Genomic DNA, 17,151 nt, shown 5'->3' with positions numbered 1-17,151 from the left:
TTAAAAAATATATGGGTAAAAACCATTTGGAGTAATTATCGATAGAAATACTGGTAATGGTGTTCTTAATGATTCTAGCTCTATCTTGTGTTCCCCGACACGTTGCATATCGGTTGAACTGAGACAATCAGGACCTTCAGGATGTGAATGCCACTCTCCAATGTATCCGATCTGACCACCTGTTTTTTTGTTAATTAGATCAATTTCATTTGATAAGTCCTTAAATCCTCTAAGGAAAATTGAAGAATTTCCTTTGCTGTCAGACGGTGCTTCAAGTAGATCTGTTACATAAATAGTTTTTGTTTTATGATTGCATTGTCCTAGAAAAACACCTCCGGTTTCACTTTTTCCTGCTTTGTTTGCCTGCTTTTTAACATAATCAAGAATTTCATTTTTAAATCTAATCTCCCAATCACTATTCACAGCAGAATAAACGTCAAAGGGTTTAATATTCATCTCTTCTGTCTCAATTTTGTAATGATTGTCATCTGTAATTCTATGAATATAGATCTTCCCTTCTTCAGTGTATGAAGTGATTTCTCTTTTTAATACTCCAGTAAAGTAGGCTCCATGAGATGACACTTTTTCATCTGATAATAATGTAGTTTCGGAATTACATCCTATTCCAACTCTTACTAATAAATTATTAGAATTTTCGAATTGTTCTCTATTGAGCCATTCAGAAATTTTAGGTATATCACTAGCACTAGAATGTAGATAGACTTGAAGATCATCAATTCTTGGGTTTCTATTTACTCCCTCTTTGTATAATAAACCTAAATTTCCATGATCTGTAATTGATGCACTTGCAATTTTACAGGATGAAAGACTTCGTAATACTGAAAGTTTATTGAAAAATGCTTCAGATGCTGTAAAATCAAAAACCCATTCATACTTTTCGAAAGTCTTTTTTTCGTAGATTAATCCGTCCTTAAATGAAACTCCTGAACGTACTTCTGTTTCTTGATCTGGATACAATTCGTTAATCTTCTTTTTTAATGCGTTTGCCTTATTTTCACCAATACTATCAGCGAAAAGCGCATGCCTAACTAAATTGTGTGATGATACATCGTCAGGATCTAATAATGTTAGCTTTATAATACCATTTCGGGCTAAATGCATTACTATTTTTGACCCAAGTGCACCACACCCAAACACAACACTTCTTCCTAAATCATTTTTAAAATCTGAAATTTTTTCAGCTTGCTGTATTGTTAAAAATTGATTGTGCGATAAAATATTTATTGAAAAATTTCCAGAAATTTTCCCATCTACAATGTCATTTTCAGAGATATTGAATTCAAAATTTAACAGTTCAAAATCATGAGCGTAACCTATAATTGATTTGGGACGTTTGATACCTACGATGACTGGGAAAGGTAAAAAAGGGCCTTCTGTGATTAGTTTTTCTAAATGCTCATAAGAAATGTAGTATTTTTGACAAAATACTACAAAATCTTTCCAAGTTCTTGGAAGATTAATTTCATATTTTGCACTTACGTCTTTTTCATCATTCCATAATACAAATGCTAGACATAAGTCTCTTTTTGATTTATCTTCCTTATTTTTTTCATGATTTTCTTGGATTTCGTTCAACAATGACTTAAAGTTTGATGGAGTCAGTTGACTTATAAATTTATATGATCTTTTATTTTCATGATTAATTTGTTCGAACTGTGCGATAGATAAATTCTGGCTTACAGGAAAAGGATTTTGTTCAATTATTTTTTTAACAATCATATCATAATCATACAAAATAGTACTATAATATGCTTCAAGTCGTAAAGGTTCAAACTGATCTCCATCTTCACTTAGATCACCAACCGCAGCTGCTCTGAACCAATTACTAATCCGAATAATTACGTCATTAATTCTTTTGTTTGCATACCACTCATCAGCATTTTCCCGAACGTAACAAATTGCTGGTGGTCGATTGTTATTTGCGATATATAAATGAGCTAAACTATTTTTTGGAAAATCAAGTCTATCCGTATAAATACTGGGGCTTTTTTCGGGATAATCCATAATGTTGAAAACGATTAATATTGGCTCAATGTGTCTGATGTCAATATTTCCATAAGTGCCCAAACTTGGAAGATCAACATTAATTTCGAACGGAACTGCAATTCTTTGATTTCCCCAGTCTAAAATATCAAGATTTCTTCCTGCTAAACGCGCCAGCGAAGCTAGAGAATCCTTTAAATAAGGATTCTCTATTTCTCCGGAATATTTTTGCAGGGTGCTGCTATATGTCATGACTTCCATATTTAGATGTAGTATTTACAATTCCTAATGCTGCAGTTCCAGCAGCTTTTGCTGTGCCTTCTCCTTGCTTAGGCTTAACTACTCCTAACGATGTTATTTCAAAAACGATAGGCTGAGGAACTTTATTAATAAGTTCGTATGTAGAAGTGTTTAAAAAATTAGAAGAACCCACTTTTTTAACAAATTCACTTTTTGCTTCATAGTGAGGTGGATTATCGTCGTCATCCAATATTTTTTTACTGGATGCGATAACTTTAGCATTATTTCTTCTATAATCCAACGCTTCTAAAGAAGTCTTTTTAGGAGTTGGATTTTCGTTTTGAGGACGATCATTAAAAAATGACCAAGAGCAATGATGTGGCGAAAGAAATAAATCCCATTCCAAGGCCTTACTGTTATTATGTTTCTTGGTTTTGTCCAAGATGATATCCCATGATGTATGATCGGAGTCTCCTCCGAACATTGCTAATGTTGAAAAGTCTTGTTGATATTCATTGTTTTTAAATCTTGCCTGAAACACAATGCTTGTGGAATTCTTTTTGTCATCCCCTTCTGATTCCAAGTGTTCTTTAAAAGGTGCATGAATAAAAACAGAAAATAACTTCTGGTCTTTATCATTGAAGCGAGAAACAACGGTTCCGGGAGTAGATCTTAAGTGATTTAAGTCCTGATAGTCCTTATTTCCATCATAACCAATGATTCTGATTCTGTTACCGGGCTTATCTTTTTGTGGAGAGCCTTTTCTGTGAAGTTCTAATCTTCTCTCTGCTTCTTTTTGATATGCATCTTCATCTTCATTAGTATGCTTTTCTGCAATCATTGGTGAAAACCACATTGCATCAACACGGATTAAATTATTCTTTTTATCTTCATCTGAATAATCTCTTGGGTCTCCTTGGTAAAAATGGGTTTTAAATCCTCTGCAATGATCCTGATCTCCATGAGTTAATATAAAAACATCAACAAATGGAATTCCATTGTCTTTTTGAAGATTTTTTAAAAGATCTTTCTTTACATCAAAGATATCGTCTACACAGTTTCTGATATTACAATCTACAATAATAGTTGTTTTGTCTTCAAGAGTGATTAATGAATTATCTCCGTTTCCTACGGGATAATATTTTATTGTTGCGTTCTGCATAAAAATTGTTATAAACTTGTTTATATTAATAATTAATTCCAAAAAGTTCTGCTAGAAATATTAGTAGTGGCAGAGTCCACCTCTTAAAGAAATTATTATAAATGTTGTTTAAACACAATTTTTATTATATTTGTGCGTTATAATATAACAAATCTAAAATTTCTCTAAGGTATCTTAACTCGGAGAGATTAACAAAAGTTCAAGGAGGGTGAGAATTTCTTGGACTTTTATTTTCTAATATTCTATATCATTCTACTCTAAATTTTCTTTTAAAATTTTTAATTCTTCCTTTAGTTCATATATTGTTTCTTTTAGTTCTTTTCCTGCTCGCAAATATTCGTTCGGGAAATCATCCTGTACATTTTCCATTAGAACAAAATAAATTGGTTTGAAAATCATTTCAAGATCTTCTATTTCTTTGAATAGATTCAATAAAATAGTATTTTCTTTTTTAACAATTAACAACAGAAAATATGTTACAAAATCAGCAAATATTTTGTTGTATAATGTTTCGCCCCTTCTTGTATCAATATCATCAATCAGCTTATGAATTGGTTCCTTTATAACTTCTAGAGACTCATTTACTTTTCCATTCCAGAGCAATATTTTAGCATGTAATAATGTTAATTTTGGTGAAGGTTCTAAATCTGTGTCTAGTGCTTTTTGTATCAGTTCTAAGGCATACTGCTTCTTATCGTTTCTAAACTCATTAAATATCGTTTCAGCCCAGCATCCTAATGCATCAAGTTCACCCATCTCATTTGCTTTTTCAAACATGAAATCTGACCTGTCATATTGCTTTTCTATCGCTAGCACATGTGCTAGCTGATGTACAGAATCAGCATTTCCTTTTTCAACACCTTCTTCAAGAACTTCAATAGCTTTTTCAGTTTGATTCATCTTTAAGAACATTCGAGCTAGTTCTACATACCCATCGTCATTTCCTTCGTTTATTGCACTTCTAAGTTCTAATTCTGCTTTCCTGTAATTTGGTCTTGGCTTTAGATAGTAAAATCTGCCAAGGTTTATTTTACTGTGCTCCTCTTTAGCTTTTATTGCTAGTAAAAGCATTTTTTCTGCATCCTTCGGTTTTCTGGTCATTGTAAACAATCGTGCTAAACGCGTGTAAGGTGCCCCGGTTTTGGCAGTAATTGCTTCATTATAATATTGAATAGCCTTGTCGTAATCTCCTTTCTCGGCATAAATATCGCCTAAAGAATTTAATGATAACTTAAACTTCATGGAAATAGCCTTTTCATGAAATTTAATTGCTTCATCAAAATTATCTTCTAATTCTAAAGCAATATCTCCCAAGCGGTATGCAGCATATCCGTGTGCATTTGGTAACTCTAAACTTAATTTATAAAATTTTGCAGCTTCGTGTAAATTGTCATCTTGAAATTCATAAAAAGTACCTATAGTAATTGCCATCTGAGCATTTTGATTATCTAATGCCCAGGCCTCTTTGGCAGATTCCCTTGCTTTTTTGATCTGATTACTAAATATATAAAGTGATGTCGCTACTGTATAATAGTTTGCATCTTTGATTTTGATGTCCTCTAATAGATTTTCAGCTTCTTCAAACTTATTCTTTTTGATCAGGTTTTTTATTTTGTCTAATAATCCTGATTCGGATATTTTCGTATTTTTTAATAAACGATCCGGAAGAATTGAGTTGGTGGTTTTAATCAATTCTTCTTTTAGAGTTTCTGGTAAGTTTTCACAAGACAAAAATGTATTGCCCATATCAATTGCTGCATTGATGTCGTAATTTCCTCCTTTAAGATTGTTGATATGTTTTTTTACACGTTTGGTTAATTCTGATTCGTCACACCAAGCATCAAAAAATCTAACGAGCCACACAACATTATCTTTGTCATTTTTACGACCAAATCTCATTAAATACCAAATATTCATAAATCTCTCCTTAATTCTGTAAAGGTGATTTTTTGTATTTGTTGGTATTTTTTCGATAAATTGATTTTTTTCCAGATAAGATAAAATGGAGGAAATATTTTTACTTTCTAATCTGGTTTTTTTTGCAATTTCTTTAACCGAAATTGCATCCCATTTTCTAGCTATAGCATCAACGACCTTCTGTTGTTGTGTTGATAATTGGTCGAGTTCTGACTTATACAGGAGTGTCAGTGTATCAATCAATAAATATAGATCTTTTATAGCTCTTCCATTTTCATTGTCCATGAAAATCTGGAATAAATATGACATTGTTCTAGGAACACCTCCAGTCAAGCGTCTCAAAGCTTCAACTCTTCCTGGATGCTGCTCTATGATGTTACGAATTTGCTGCTCTTCTCCATATTGTTGACCTATCTTTATAAGTAGTTTTTCACAATCTGCCTTATTTAAACTGTCAAGCTCAATAATTTTTAAAAATTTATATTCATCTTCTTGAAAATCGATATTTCCGTCATTAAAAGTTGTTGATGTGCCAATGACTTTAAAATTCGAATCGGATTCTAAAATTCTGAATAGCTTTTTCTTTTCATTGTCTGATATTTTCTTCAAGAAAAAATTAAAATTCTCAATGAAAAGGATTGCCGTTTTATTTTTTTCGATTAGGAAGTTTCTTAAAAAATCATATGATTTTTGCTCAAAATCCTTTTCTTTATCAATGATATTTGCAATTGTTTCAGATAAAGACTCCTGATAGAAGCTGTCTTCTATTGTTGTTGCAATAGTTTCCCATAAATTTGTTAAATCAGATAAACTATACTGTTCTTCACTAAACATTATTGGAATATATTTCTTGCGAAGCACGGCATCATCGATAATTTCATAGTTAAGTCTATGTATAAGCGTGGTTTTACCAGCACCTCTTTGACCAATAATAATGACATTGCTGGGTTCTGAGGTTTTAAGCAGGTTTTCCTTTAGTAATTCAAATTGATTGGTTCTTACGACAAACCCTTCAATTAAATTTACTTTGGATTTTATTCCTGTGTTGTTTCTTAATAATAGATCTTGGTTCATATGACGATTTATTTCTCGTCAAAGATATAACATTTTTTTTATCGTCAAAATTTTTAGCGATTTTTTTATCGTTATGTTTAAAATTTTAGATTTTATGTTGTTTTCTTTGGCTGATAATAGTTGTTAATTAAAATATGAGCTTTTGTTTCTAGTGTTTGCAGTATACAATATAAAAGATTATGTGGAAGGATTGGGGATAACGAAGGGATGCTATAGATAGGATGTCTATTTAAATTAATATGAAAGATAATTTTTTTTGGCCACCTTTTTGGCCACCCTAAAAATCAAAAACCTCTGAAAATCAAATGATTTCAGAGGTTTTTTTGTACCCAGGACCGGGATCGAACCGGTACTCCTAAGAACTGGTGTTTGAGACCAGCGCGTCTACCAATTCCGCCACCTGGGCTTGATGTTGATTTCAAACGTAATGTTTGTTTCAAATTGGTGTGCAAATATAGGAACTTTTTTCAATGTTCAAAAGGTTTTTGAAGAAAAATTTTAAAAATTGAGTTCCAGACCATCGTAGGCAAGGTGTATTCCGGCCGGAAGCTCCTTATCTTCAATGTCATGCAGTCCCAGGTGATGGCTGATGTGGGTTAGAAATAATTTTTTAGGTTTTAGCTCTTCAAACAATTGAATAACATCCGGAAGAATAAAATGGGCAGGGTGGGGATCAAATTTTCTGATACAGTTTAAGATCAGAACATCCAGATCTTTCAGTTTTTCTTTCTCTGTTTCAGAAATAAAACCGGCATCCGTAATATAAGCCAGTTTTTTAAACTTATACCCAAAGACGGTAATTTTATAATGGATCACTTCTACAGGAGTGATTTCCGTATCCAATACTTCAAAAGGCTTATTTTCAATCTCGTGAAGTTCAAAAGCGGGTGCTCCGGGATACCTCACATCAGCAAAAGCGTATGGAAATCTGTTTTTTATTTCGTGAGCCACCCTGGAATAGCAGTAGAGCGGAACATCTTTTCCGCTTTTAAAAATCAGTGGCCGCATATCATCCAGTCCGATGACGTGATCATTGTGCTCGTGGGTAATCAATGCAATGTCTACAGTGTGTTCGTGGTTGGTAAGCATTTGCTGCCTGAAATCCGGACCGCAGTCGATCAGTATTTTTTTATTTTCCTCCGTAGTAACCATCACGGAAGAACGTAAACGTTTATCTTTGGGATTTTCTGAAGTACACACTTCACATGTGCAGCCTATAACAGGTACACCTTGAGAAGTACCGGTTCCTAAAAATTTCAACTTCATTTTGTTTTGAGGTTGGTTTAATTTTGGTAAATTTACAAAAAATTTCATGTCCTAATGTATCAGAAACTAACTCCTAAACAAAAAGCATTAACAATTAATCTAGATCCTACTATTTATGGTACTTTCGCAGAAATTGGAGCAGGGCAGGAGACTGTTCGCCACTTTTTTAGAGCAGGGGGAGCTTCCGGTACGATTGCTAAGGCAATGTCTGCTTATGACAAAGATTTTAGTGATGCCATCTACGGAAAAGAAGTAAAAAACAGGTACGTTACCCAGAACAGACTTCGTAAAATGCTTCGGTATGAAGTCGCTTTGATTGAAGAGAGAATTTCAAGGGATAATAATCCGGATAGAAAATTCTTTTCTTACGCCAATACAGTAACAACCATCAACTTTGATAAAACTGTAAAAGGCCACGGCTGGGTAGGAATCCGTTTTCAGACCAAAGAAAATGAAGATTACAATGAGATCGTTATCCATGTAAAATTTAAGGAAAATGATGCTACTCTTCAGCAGGAAACTTTAGGAAACCTTGGTGTAAACCTTATTTTCGGAGCTTTCAATTACTTTGATAACCCAAGAACTTTAGTAGAATCTCTATACGACGATATCGCAAAAGATAACCTGGAGATTGATATGATCGATTTCAGCGGGCCTGCTTTTGCTTATGTAGATAACAGGCTGATGTCTCTTCAGCTGGTGAAAAACGGAATGACTGATGCTGTAATTTTCAATTCACAGGGGAATAATATGCTGCCGGCAGACGTACTGTACAAGAAAAATATTTTCGCGGTAAGAGGAAGTTTCAGGCCGGTAACGAAAGTAAATATTGACATGCTTAAAAACGGTATGGATATGTTCTTCAAAGATGCTACCTGTACCCATGAAGAAACAGAAGTCCTTATCGAAATCACGATTTCCAACCTGAGGGCAGATGGAGATATTGATGAAAGGGATTTCCTTGACAGAGTGGATATTTTAGGCAAACTGGGATATACCGTTATTATTTCAAACTTCTCTGAATACTACAGACTGATTGATTATTTCGCTTCTTATACAAGCGGGGATATCGGGGTAGCAATGGGAGTAAATAACCTGCTGATGGTATTCGATGAGAAATATTATAAAAATCTGTCAGGAGGAATTCTGGAAGCATTCGGGAAATTTTTCAGAAACGGGATGAGGGTTTACCTGTATCCTTATAAAGATCCGGAAACACATCAGCTGCTGGATTCTTCAAACCTGAAAGTAGAAGAGAACCTGAAAGAATTATACAAATATTTCAAACACAACAACCGTATTGTGGATATCACCAACTATAATCCGGAGTTTCTGGAAATTTATTCCAGGGAGATACTGAGAAAAATTGCATGTTGTGTGAAAGGCTGGGAAACTCAGGTTCCGGAAGGCGTAGCAGAAATGATTAAAGAGCGTGGAATGTTCGGATACAAAGAAGAGCTTTCCCTAAAACAATTCTCTTAAAATATATATACAATGTCAGAATTAAAGAAAAGACTTTCCTCAATTCTTGAAAGTCCTAAACATAATACAGAAGAAAAGCTTGAAAAGGTATGCCACCTGTTGGATCAGGAGATTTCCTACTTCAACTGGACAGGTTTCTATTTCAAAAACGGAGATAAGGACGAGTTGATTTTAGGCCCTTACGTAGGCGCACCTACAGATCATACCATCATCCCTTACGGAAAAGGAATTTGCGGCCAGGTTGCGGTTTCCAATGAGACTTTTGTGGTTCCGGATGTGCATGAAGAAAGCAATTATTTAAGCTGCTCTATCGATACAAAGGCGGAAATTGTAGTTCCTATTTTTAAGGATGGAAAAAATATCGGTCAGATCGATATTGATTCCCATACCATTGATCCGTTCACCAACGAAGACCGTGAATTGCTGGAATGGCTGTGTGGCGAAGTCGCCAAAATTTTGTAATTCAGTTTCAAAATGATATAAGATAAACTCCGGCTCTCAAGCCGGAGTTTTTTATGGATTATTGGTCGTAATTACAAACATAATTAAAGGTTCATCTCCTGTGTTTTCTATAGAATGGTATCCTATCGAACTGATAGCCGTAATATCTCCTTTGTGAAGAATTTTCTTTCGGATGGGTCCTTCTGTTCCGGTCCTTTCACGATATTCTCCGGTTCCATGAACAACTACATACAGCTCCTGTTCATTTCTTAGATTATGGGTATGAAACCCGGATTCATCTCCTTTGTTCAACAAAACCATATAGGCGGCCAGACGGTTATTGGCCAGTTCTTTCTGATCAAACATCTGGATCATATATACCGTTCCTTTTCCGCCATACATATTTTCGCGCTTATCTACCCGCGTGACGGTTCTTTCTTCTTTTTCAAAAGCCATCACATACAGGTGTATGCATTTGGAAACTTCCTCTATAACGTGATCAAATTCTGCTCCTTCAGATAATATAATGGTATCAGACATATGCGGGGTTAAAATTTTTTAAGGTTAAAAATAATCAGCTTTGCTGCATCATATGAATTTCTGCCAGTAATTCTTTAAAATACTGCTCACATTTTGCGATATGGGTTCCATACCAGGAAAATGCCTCTCCGTCTACAATCATGATCTTCTTATCAGGGTAGGAAGCCTTCAGTTCCTCAATATGTTTTTCTTTAAAGGGAAAAGGTTCAGAGGAAAGCATAATGACATCAGCATCCGCCAGATCTTCAGTAGTGATCTGAGGATAACGGGTTTTGTCCCTGAAAATATTCTGAAAACCTATTTCCGATAAGATCCTGTGAATAAAAGTATCAGAACCAATCGTCATGTAGGGATTTTTCCATATAAGATATGCTGTTTTAACAGGACTGTCAAGCTTGGCCTGATTCAGGACGTCATAAATTTTAAGATTGTAAAGCTGGGCTTTTTCCTCTTTCCCAAAAAGTTTTCCAAGATTTTTAAGAAGGTAATAATTGTCTTCAATGGTGTCAATAGTAGTCACCATTACTTTATAATCATCCATTAAAGCTTCCACCTGGTCTTTTACGTTTTCCTCCTTATTGGCAATGATAAGGTCCGGCTGCAGGGCTTTAATTTTCTCAATATTGATGTTTTTTGTCCCGCCGATTACCGATACATTTTTTATTTTTTCCTGAGGATGAATACAGAATTTTGTTCTTCCTACCACTTCATTTTCGGTAAGTCCGAGGTCAAATAATGCCTCCGTAATAGAAGGTACAAGTGAAACGATTTTCATATTGGCATGTTAGATGATGCCTAAAATTACAAAAGTTTTCCGGTTAAGAAAAGTCCGGCTACCGTAAAATAGATGATAAGTCCTGTAACATCCACCAATGTCGCTACGAACGGAGCAGAAGAAGTGGCAGGGTCAAGATTTAATTTCTTTAAGACAAACGGGATCATAGAACCTGATAATGTACCCCATAAAACAATGGCAATCAGGGAAACAGAGACACTTAATCCTACATATACCCAGTATTGGCCGTAATCAAAAAGACCAATCTGCTGCCAGAGCATGATTCGTATAAATCCGATAACTCCCAGAATTGCCCCCAGGCATAATCCGGAAATGATCTCCTTTCTCATGACGTACCACCAGTCCTTCAGATTGATTTCCTGAAGCGCCATGGCACGGATGATCAACGTTGCAGCCTGTGATCCGGAATTTCCTCCGCTGGAAATGATCAACGGAACAAATAAAGCCAGCACAACAGCTTTCTCAATTTCTTTATCAAAATATCCCATCGCAGAAGCGGTCAGCATTTCAGAAACAAACAGAATGATCAGCCAGGTTGCTCTCTTTTTAATCATTTCGGTCCATGATGTCTGCGTATAGGGAAGGTCCAGTGCTTCCAATCCCCCGAACTTCTGGATATCTTCCGTGTTCTGCTGCTCAATCTGATCGAGAATGTCGTCAATCGTTACAATTCCTACAAGAACACCGGCTTCCGTAATAATAGGAAGGGCACCGCGGTCATACTTTTCGAAATACGTTACCGCATCTTCTTTTGAAGTTGTAGTGGTAATCGCTACGAAATGATTGTCTGTAATATCAGAAACCAGGGTGTCTTCTTCTTCCAGTAGTAAAGTTCCGATGGCAAGGTCATCAATTAAGCGGTTTCTTTCATCTACCACATACAGGTAGTTCATGGTTTCCACTCTTTTTCCTACCTTTTTGATCTGCTGCAGGCATCTTTTTACCGTCCATTCCTTACGGATCTGAATATAATAAGGAGTCATCAGACGGGCAATAGAATCTGAGTTATACCCAAGAAGCTTTAAAGCAATTCTTCTTTCCTGCGGGTTAAGATGGTTGATGGAATACTTGATCAGCTCATCCGGAAAATCCTCGAAAAGAGCCGTTCTGTCATCCGGAGTCATTGCATTCAGGATTTCAGAAACTTCATCGCTTCCGATACTTCTTATGGTATCTTCCTGGAAATCAGGATCAAGGTGTGAAAAAACTTCTGCTTTGTACTCTTTCGGAACCTTCAGGAACGCGAGCAGCCTCTCATCAGCAGGAAGTTCGCTGAGAGTTTCGGCAATATCGGCAGGGTTGAAGATAAGTTCGTCTCTAGAATTCAAAACGTGAAATTTTTTGGATATGCAAAAATAATTCAAATTTTTAAGACTAAGCAATAAAGTGGCAAAATTAAGGATTAATTAAACTTTAATGCTTCTGTATAAGACAAAAACATCTGCCTGGGCAGATGTTCAAAAATTAAATTTAAAGTCCAATATTCTTTTAAATTGGTCCGCATTCTGAAGTAGGAATGAAGGTGCAGACGCTGTTTACACAGCAATTGTAAGGTCCGCAATCCGAATCGTCGCCACATTTTTTTATTGCGCCTCCGATGATTCCTTTTTGTTCCTGCCTGTTGAGTCTTTTAAGATGTGATTTTTTCATAATGATGAAGAGATTAGTTAAGGCTCTATCATGCAGTCATGATCCAGACATTCCCCGTTACAGCAATATCCAACAGAGCAGGGTCTTGTTATGCTGCATCTGAACGGTCCGAGGCCGCCATTGATTTCTTTGGCAGCATTTCTGCTTAGTTTTTTTAGATTTTTCATATAGTTATAGTTTAGATTAATGTCAGACTAAAATAATAAATATTTCTATATTATTCAATTGTGGGTGAAAATATTTTATTGTAAACCAATGTTTTATTGATGATGTAAATAAAAACACCTACAAATGCAGGTGTCTGTAATGATCATATATTATTCCAGAGGACATGGATTGACAACACAGATGTTGTGGCAACATGATCCGCCCGGACATTCGAAATGTTCTGTACATCTTTTGAAAGGCCCGCTGCCTTTGATTTCCTTTTGCTCTTGTCTGTTGAGCTTTTTAAGATTTTTCATGTGATTTGATTTTAAGTGAGTTCGTTAAAAGTTTTTTTACTCCAGGCAGATGAATGGTGAGCAAACACCAAAACAGCACCATCCTACAGTACATGGATTAGTGTCACTGCATCTTTCCATTGATCCTCCGTTGATTTGTTTTGCTTTTTCTCTACTGAGTTTCTTTAGATTTTTCATATGATTTTAGTTTAATGTTGAACTAAAATAGTAAAAAATATTTAATAATTCCTTATTTAGTGAAAATATTTAATTGTTAATCAGTAATTTATGGTGTATTTTAAATGAAAAACACTTATCCGTAAGTGCGAATAAGTGCTTTTATATAATGTGAAAATTTTTATAATTCAGGGTAAGGGAAACTACTTTAGGAAGATATAAATGAGAATATAAGGATGATGATAAATGATAAATTTGTCCGGTAAGTCCATGAATCTCCCTAACAAAATTCACCATGGATGATGAAAGGCTGTATATTCCAATCTTAAACTTTAAACCTTAAAGCCCGGCTTCCGTAGGTTTCAGTTTTCTCAGTTTTTTGATGATTCCTTTTATAGCGCCTTCAGTTCCTATTTTAACTGAATTCACGGTAGAGCCGAGAAGACGCATATTTTTCCGGTAGGTATCGTGATCCGTTTCAGCGACCAGGTTGCCATCAGCGCCAAATAATTTCATGCTTACCACTACCTGATTGGAAAAAACATATTTGCCAAAACCTACTTTGAAATATCTTACTTTGGAAACAATGGCAAAATCAGCATCATTATTGAGGCAATAGTCTACAATAGTCTGTTTGTCTATGCTGTCAAAGGGAATCTGAACTTCGGCACGAAGCATCTTATTTTTTCTGCCGCTGAAATTATCGGTAACAGCATCAAAGAATGCATTGTTGGTGGGATCTTTTATTTCATCAATATCCGGCTCTACTTCGGGATTGAAGTAAAGAACTTTTTTAATTTTGTCATCAGCATTTTTCTGGGCTTTTACCGAAGTAAATCCGATGAATAAAAAAGTAGTGACCGCTGCAAAGAATATAATTTTTTTCATTTGTAATTCGAATGCAAAATTACTGCCTTTTCGTTGGATTGCATACAATTTATTAAGATTTTTTTAACATTTTTTTCTATCAAATTTGATTCATGAAATCAATAATGTTTGCAGAATCAAAAAATAGTCGTAATTTTGCACCCGTTACATAATAATCATTAAACAATATTGGAATGTACTTAACAACAGACAAAAAGCAGGAAATTTTCGCAAAACACGGAAAATCTGCACAGGACACAGGAAGTGCTGAAGGACAGATTGCACTTTTCACTTTCAGAATTAACCACCTTTCTGCTCACTTAAAGAGCAATCACAAAGATTTCAACACTGAAAAATCTTTGGTTAAATTGGTAGGTAAAAGAAAAAGATTACTAGATTACCTTAAAAATAAAGATATCGCAAGATACAGAGCGATCATCGCTGAACTAGGTTTAAGAAAATAATCTATAAAGATTTTCAAAAACAAAAAGCAACTTCGAAAGAGGTTGCTTTTTTGTTTTTATACGACAAGGGATTTTTCCTGAATGGTTGAGAAAACCAACCACTTAAGTTTCTTAAAATCTTTGATTTTCACAATTGAATTGTAACGTGATCTATCCATGCAGTTTGTCATTCCGTAGAATCCAGTCGAAATAGTTAGAGTATTAAATACAGATCAAATATTCCAACTGAAGGGGGAATAATTCTCTCTTCCGGAGGGGTGTCAAAAATTCAAAGAATTTTTGACGGGGTGATTTTATACCCTAAACTACTCAGCCTTCTTACCAATTTTTCCCAAATGCGTATTCTGAAAGCTGTCCGGATATTTCAAACCGTATCCTAAAATTCTGTCAAAAGCAGAATGGGAAAACAAGATGGCCCCAGCCACTTGTATATAGGAGAGGGATAGCGCTGTACCTGCAAGGTAAATGATAATGGCAGCTCCAAAATGATGGAACAGATTGTAAAAGAAAGCACCCGTTTTATTATTGACCGTATAACCCAACATGGAAATGTCCGGTGCAAGGAATAATCCGGCAAACCACCACCAGGAATATCCTGTCTGGGCAAAAGCATAGATTCCTAACAATAGAAATGCTGCGTATTCAAGCTGTAATTGTGTTTTCATTATAATACTGTTCTGTAAGATGAGTCATTTTTCTGATGGGAAAGTTACATTGCGGAGTATGAAAAAATAAAGCGGAATACTTTTGAGATATTCCGCTTATATATTTTAATACAGTTGATTTTAATGACCTGCTTTGGCTTCAGTACTTTCCACATGACCAAGATATTTGGTACAATATGCTCCGAAGATCAGAATAACCAGATAGCAGAATACAGGAATAATAAATGAATGCTGTACCCCAAACTGGTCTGCGAGATATCCCTGGAAAATAGGGACAATAGCTCCTCCTAAAATGGCCATCACCACTAATGAAGATCCCTGACTGGTATATTTACCCAATCCTGAAATAGCCAGTGTATAAATATTGGAAAACATAATGGAGTTGAAAATTCCGATTCCCAGAATACTGTACATGGCCAGTTCACCATGATTCATCATCGCGGAAATCAATAAAGCAACATTGACCGCTGCAAAAATGGATAACGTTCTTGCAGGAGCCGCTTTACCCACAAAAAATGCAATGAAATTAAGAACGATGAATACCAGGAAAAAGCTGATCTGGGAAAAAGTAAGGTTCACAATACTGAAGATGACAAGGAAAACAGCTCCTGCTGCCCCAAGCATATAAACTGCCTTTTTTTGCTGGCTTAAAGATTGATTCAAAGAGATGGCGCCAAGAAAACGCCCGATCATAGCACCTCCCCAATATAGAGAAAGATAATTTTTACTGATGATTTCATTAAAGCCCATAATCTGTGGCTGTTCCAGGAAACTGATGATAAAACTTCCCACAGCAACTTCTCCGCCCACATAGCAGAACATTGCAAATACCCCGAATTTCAGGTGACTGAACTCAAGTGCTCCCCAGCCTTTTACCACTTCTTCTTCACCCATCTGGAATGAAGGCAGCTTAACCCTTGAAATCAATAAAGCTACCAGCAAAAGGATTCCTGCGAAAATAAGGTAAGGAATTCTTGTGGCTACCGCACTGAAGGACCCATCCGGAGAAGAGAAAAATTCAAAAATAAGATGCCCCCCAAGCACTGGTGCAATGGTTGTCCCGAATGCATTGAATGCCTGTGTCATATTCAGCCGGCTTGAGGCAGATTCTTCACTTCCTAATAGTGAAACATATGCGTTGGCAGTAATCTGCAGTACGGTAAAGCCCAGTCCTAAAATAAACAAGGCTCCCAGAAACAGCGGATAATACGAAAATGTAGCTGCCGGATAGAACAGTACACAGCCCAGCGCCGCCAGGAAAATTCCGAAAAGAATCCCTTTTTTATACCCCAATTTATTGATGGGATCTCCTTTCGTGATCGAGATCAGAAAATAAATCAGAGATCCGATAAAGTAAGCCCCGAAGAAACAGAACTGTACCAGCATGGATTCGAAAAAGGTAAGACTGAAAAGTTGCTTCAGATAGGGGATCAGGATGTCATTCATACAGGTGATGAACCCCCACATAAAAAACAGCAGGGTGATGGTAATCAATGGAACCGTATAATTCCTGCCTTTGGATTGTACTTCTTTATTAATCATAAACATGTATTTATCTGTATAAGGATAATTCCTTAACTTTTTTAGCCTACAGCATTGTAATTGGTGAAGTAGGGCAAATATAGGCATCAGCCTATGTCTTTGCAATAATTTTTACTGGTTTTTATAATAAAACGGATTTTTTTTAAATCCGGATCCTTATTTTCATTTTTTGAGACAATAATACAAAAACAGCAGGGTTTTTCAATACATTATCTTCAAAAAAACTGATTTTTATTTTCATAAATCATGAATAAGACGGGATTTCAGATATAAATAGTAAAATCTTCAATCATTGATAGCCAATTTTTTGTATTTTAAGAGCCTATTTATGCAATCGAAAAATTTAATATTTCATTATTATATAGTACCTTTGCAGACGAAAATTTAAAGAGTTTAAATATTAATCATACTCAATACGGAG

17 protein-coding genes and 1 tRNA gene are annotated in these 17,151 nt (G+C 35.4%); 3 read left to right on the top strand and 15 right to left on the bottom strand.

The features are described 5' to 3' along the window. The 5 genes from cap2-3 to ACR1PO_RS13720 all read right to left on the bottom strand — a co-directional run bounded on the left by cap2-3 (window position 1) and on the right by ACR1PO_RS13720 (window position 7,663). Entirely contained in the window at window positions 1-2,265 is a 2,265-nt protein-coding gene (gene cap2-3, locus ACR1PO_RS13740; protein ID WP_433987115.1) for an anti-phage 6A-MBL system cap2_3 protein, read from the bottom strand. After that, on the bottom strand, window positions 2,246-3,406 hold the full coding sequence (mblB, locus tag ACR1PO_RS13735; protein WP_302712836.1) for an anti-phage 6A-MBL system MBL-fold protein: 1,161 nt from the start codon (window positions 3,404-3,406) through the stop codon (window positions 2,246-2,248). Before mblB ends, cap2-3 begins: the two co-directional genes overlap by 20 nt. A 252-nt stretch (window positions 3,407-3,658) precedes the next feature. After that, complete coding sequence (locus ACR1PO_RS13730) at window positions 3,659-6,397, bottom strand: tetratricopeptide repeat protein (RefSeq protein ID WP_433987114.1); 2,739 nt, start codon at window positions 6,395-6,397, stop codon at window positions 3,659-3,661. 326 nt (window positions 6,398-6,723) lie between these two features. Then, window positions 6,724-6,803, bottom strand: a tRNA-Leu gene (locus ACR1PO_RS13725). 92 nt (window positions 6,804-6,895) lie between these two features. Next, window positions 6,896-7,663: an MBL fold metallo-hydrolase gene (locus ACR1PO_RS13720; RefSeq protein ID WP_433987113.1), complete on the bottom strand. Its 768-nt coding sequence runs from the start codon at window positions 7,661-7,663 to the stop codon at window positions 6,896-6,898. Between the two features lie 54 nt (window positions 7,664-7,717). Here ACR1PO_RS13720 and ACR1PO_RS13715 point away from each other — a divergent pair, with 54 nt between their 5' ends. Together ACR1PO_RS13715 and ACR1PO_RS13710 are read left to right on the top strand one after the other, a co-directional pair. Next, window positions 7,718-9,145 carry a TonB-dependent receptor gene (locus tag ACR1PO_RS13715; RefSeq protein ID WP_332389027.1) on the top strand — a complete coding sequence of 476 codons (1,428 nt, stop codon included), beginning with the start codon at window positions 7,718-7,720 and terminating at the stop codon, window positions 9,143-9,145. Window positions 9,146-9,157: 12 nt separating this feature from the next. Then, entirely contained in the window at window positions 9,158-9,607 is a 450-nt protein-coding gene (locus ACR1PO_RS13710; RefSeq protein ID WP_002980921.1) for a GAF domain-containing protein, read from the top strand. A 51-nt stretch (window positions 9,608-9,658) separates the two neighbouring features. On the opposite strand, the gene ACR1PO_RS13705 is transcribed toward ACR1PO_RS13710, so the two are convergent. From ACR1PO_RS13705 to ACR1PO_RS13670, 8 genes are all read right to left on the bottom strand, one after another. After that, the gene (locus ACR1PO_RS13705) at window positions 9,659-10,126 is read right to left on the bottom strand and encodes a cupin domain-containing protein (RefSeq protein WP_433987112.1); all 468 of its coding nucleotides are present in this window, start codon (window positions 10,124-10,126) and stop codon (window positions 9,659-9,661) included. 34 nt (window positions 10,127-10,160) lie between these two features. Next, window positions 10,161-10,901: an ABC transporter substrate-binding protein gene (locus tag ACR1PO_RS13700; RefSeq protein WP_332389029.1), complete on the bottom strand. Its 741-nt coding sequence runs from the start codon at window positions 10,899-10,901 to the stop codon at window positions 10,161-10,163. Between the two features lie 26 nt (window positions 10,902-10,927). Further along, window positions 10,928-12,250: a magnesium transporter gene (mgtE, locus tag ACR1PO_RS13695; protein ID WP_433987111.1), complete on the bottom strand. Its 1,323-nt coding sequence runs from the start codon at window positions 12,248-12,250 to the stop codon at window positions 10,928-10,930. Between the two features lie 160 nt (window positions 12,251-12,410). Continuing rightward, window positions 12,411-12,572, bottom strand: coding sequence for a hypothetical protein (locus ACR1PO_RS13690; protein ID WP_002980916.1), 162 nt, complete (start codon window positions 12,570-12,572; stop codon window positions 12,411-12,413). 17 nt (window positions 12,573-12,589) lie between these two features. Then, window positions 12,590-12,739: a bacteriocin-like protein gene (locus ACR1PO_RS13685; RefSeq protein ID WP_002980915.1), complete on the bottom strand. Its 150-nt coding sequence runs from the start codon at window positions 12,737-12,739 to the stop codon at window positions 12,590-12,592. Window positions 12,740-12,889: 150 nt separating this feature from the next. Then, on the bottom strand, window positions 12,890-13,036 hold the full coding sequence (locus tag ACR1PO_RS13680; protein WP_332389030.1) for a bacteriocin-like protein: 147 nt from the start codon (window positions 13,034-13,036) through the stop codon (window positions 12,890-12,892). A gap of 36 nt (window positions 13,037-13,072) precedes the next feature. Then, window positions 13,073-13,213, bottom strand: a complete 141-nt coding sequence (locus tag ACR1PO_RS13675) for a bacteriocin-like protein (protein WP_433987110.1) — start codon at window positions 13,211-13,213, stop codon at window positions 13,073-13,075. A gap of 318 nt (window positions 13,214-13,531) precedes the next feature. Continuing rightward, window positions 13,532-14,080, bottom strand: a complete 549-nt coding sequence (locus ACR1PO_RS13670) for a pyruvate decarboxylase (RefSeq protein ID WP_433987109.1) — start codon at window positions 14,078-14,080, stop codon at window positions 13,532-13,534. Between the two features lie 173 nt (window positions 14,081-14,253). Here ACR1PO_RS13670 and rpsO point away from each other — a divergent pair, with 173 nt between their 5' ends. Further along, window positions 14,254-14,523, top strand: a complete 270-nt coding sequence (gene rpsO / locus ACR1PO_RS13665) for a 30S ribosomal protein S15 (protein WP_002980912.1) — start codon at window positions 14,254-14,256, stop codon at window positions 14,521-14,523. Between the two features lie 305 nt (window positions 14,524-14,828). Here rpsO and ACR1PO_RS13660 read toward each other — a convergent pair whose 3' ends face one another. Then, on the bottom strand, window positions 14,829-15,188 hold the full coding sequence (locus ACR1PO_RS13660; protein ID WP_433987108.1) for a DUF4260 domain-containing protein: 360 nt from the start codon (window positions 15,186-15,188) through the stop codon (window positions 14,829-14,831). A 120-nt stretch (window positions 15,189-15,308) separates the two neighbouring features. Then, the gene (locus ACR1PO_RS13655; RefSeq protein ID WP_433987107.1) at window positions 15,309-16,730 is read right to left on the bottom strand and encodes a sugar MFS transporter; all 1,422 of its coding nucleotides are present in this window, start codon (window positions 16,728-16,730) and stop codon (window positions 15,309-15,311) included. Window positions 16,731-17,151: the final 421 nt, after the last annotated feature.

The sequence above is a fragment of the Chryseobacterium amylolyticum genome (genome assembly GCF_051011775.1).
Taxonomy (GTDB): domain Bacteria; phylum Bacteroidota; class Bacteroidia; order Flavobacteriales; family Weeksellaceae; genus Chryseobacterium.
Note: the sequence above shows the minus strand (reverse complement) of the source record. Positions and strands in the feature narration are given on the sequence as shown.

What these genes read in the sequence shown, in the direction of transcription:
- cap2-3 (WP_433987115.1), bottom strand. Translation starts at nt 2,265, where the DNA reads ATGGAAGTCATGACATATAGCAGCACCCTGCAAAAATATTCCGGAGAA.
- mblB (WP_302712836.1), bottom strand. Translation starts at nt 3,406, where the DNA reads ATGCAGAACGCAACAATAAAATATTATCCCGTAGGAAACGGAGATAAT.
- ACR1PO_RS13730 (WP_433987114.1), bottom strand. Translation starts at nt 6,397, where the DNA reads ATGAACCAAGATCTATTATTAAGAAACAACACAGGAATAAAATCCAAA.
- ACR1PO_RS13720 (WP_433987113.1), bottom strand. Translation starts at nt 7,663, where the DNA reads ATGAAGTTGAAATTTTTAGGAACCGGTACTTCTCAAGGTGTACCTGTT.
- ACR1PO_RS13715 (WP_332389027.1), top strand. Translation starts at nt 7,718, where the DNA reads ATGTATCAGAAACTAACTCCTAAACAAAAAGCATTAACAATTAATCTA.
- ACR1PO_RS13710 (WP_002980921.1), top strand. Translation starts at nt 9,158, where the DNA reads ATGTCAGAATTAAAGAAAAGACTTTCCTCAATTCTTGAAAGTCCTAAA.
- ACR1PO_RS13705 (WP_433987112.1), bottom strand. Translation starts at nt 10,126, where the DNA reads ATGTCTGATACCATTATATTATCTGAAGGAGCAGAATTTGATCACGTT.
- ACR1PO_RS13700 (WP_332389029.1), bottom strand. Translation starts at nt 10,901, where the DNA reads ATGAAAATCGTTTCACTTGTACCTTCTATTACGGAGGCATTATTTGAC.
- ACR1PO_RS13690 (WP_002980916.1), bottom strand. Translation starts at nt 12,572, where the DNA reads ATGAAAAAATCACATCTTAAAAGACTCAACAGGCAGGAACAAAAAGGA.
- ACR1PO_RS13685 (WP_002980915.1), bottom strand. Translation starts at nt 12,739, where the DNA reads ATGAAAAATCTAAAAAAACTAAGCAGAAATGCTGCCAAAGAAATCAAT.
- ACR1PO_RS13680 (WP_332389030.1), bottom strand. Translation starts at nt 13,036, where the DNA reads ATGAAAAATCTTAAAAAGCTCAACAGACAAGAGCAAAAGGAAATCAAA.
- ACR1PO_RS13675 (WP_433987110.1), bottom strand. Translation starts at nt 13,213, where the DNA reads ATGAAAAATCTAAAGAAACTCAGTAGAGAAAAAGCAAAACAAATCAAC.
- ACR1PO_RS13670 (WP_433987109.1), bottom strand. Translation starts at nt 14,080, where the DNA reads ATGAAAAAAATTATATTCTTTGCAGCGGTCACTACTTTTTTATTCATC.
- rpsO (WP_002980912.1), top strand. Translation starts at nt 14,254, where the DNA reads ATGTACTTAACAACAGACAAAAAGCAGGAAATTTTCGCAAAACACGGA.
- ACR1PO_RS13660 (WP_433987108.1), bottom strand. Translation starts at nt 15,188, where the DNA reads ATGAAAACACAATTACAGCTTGAATACGCAGCATTTCTATTGTTAGGA.
- ACR1PO_RS13655 (WP_433987107.1), bottom strand. Translation starts at nt 16,730, where the DNA reads ATGATTAATAAAGAAGTACAATCCAAAGGCAGGAATTATACGGTTCCA.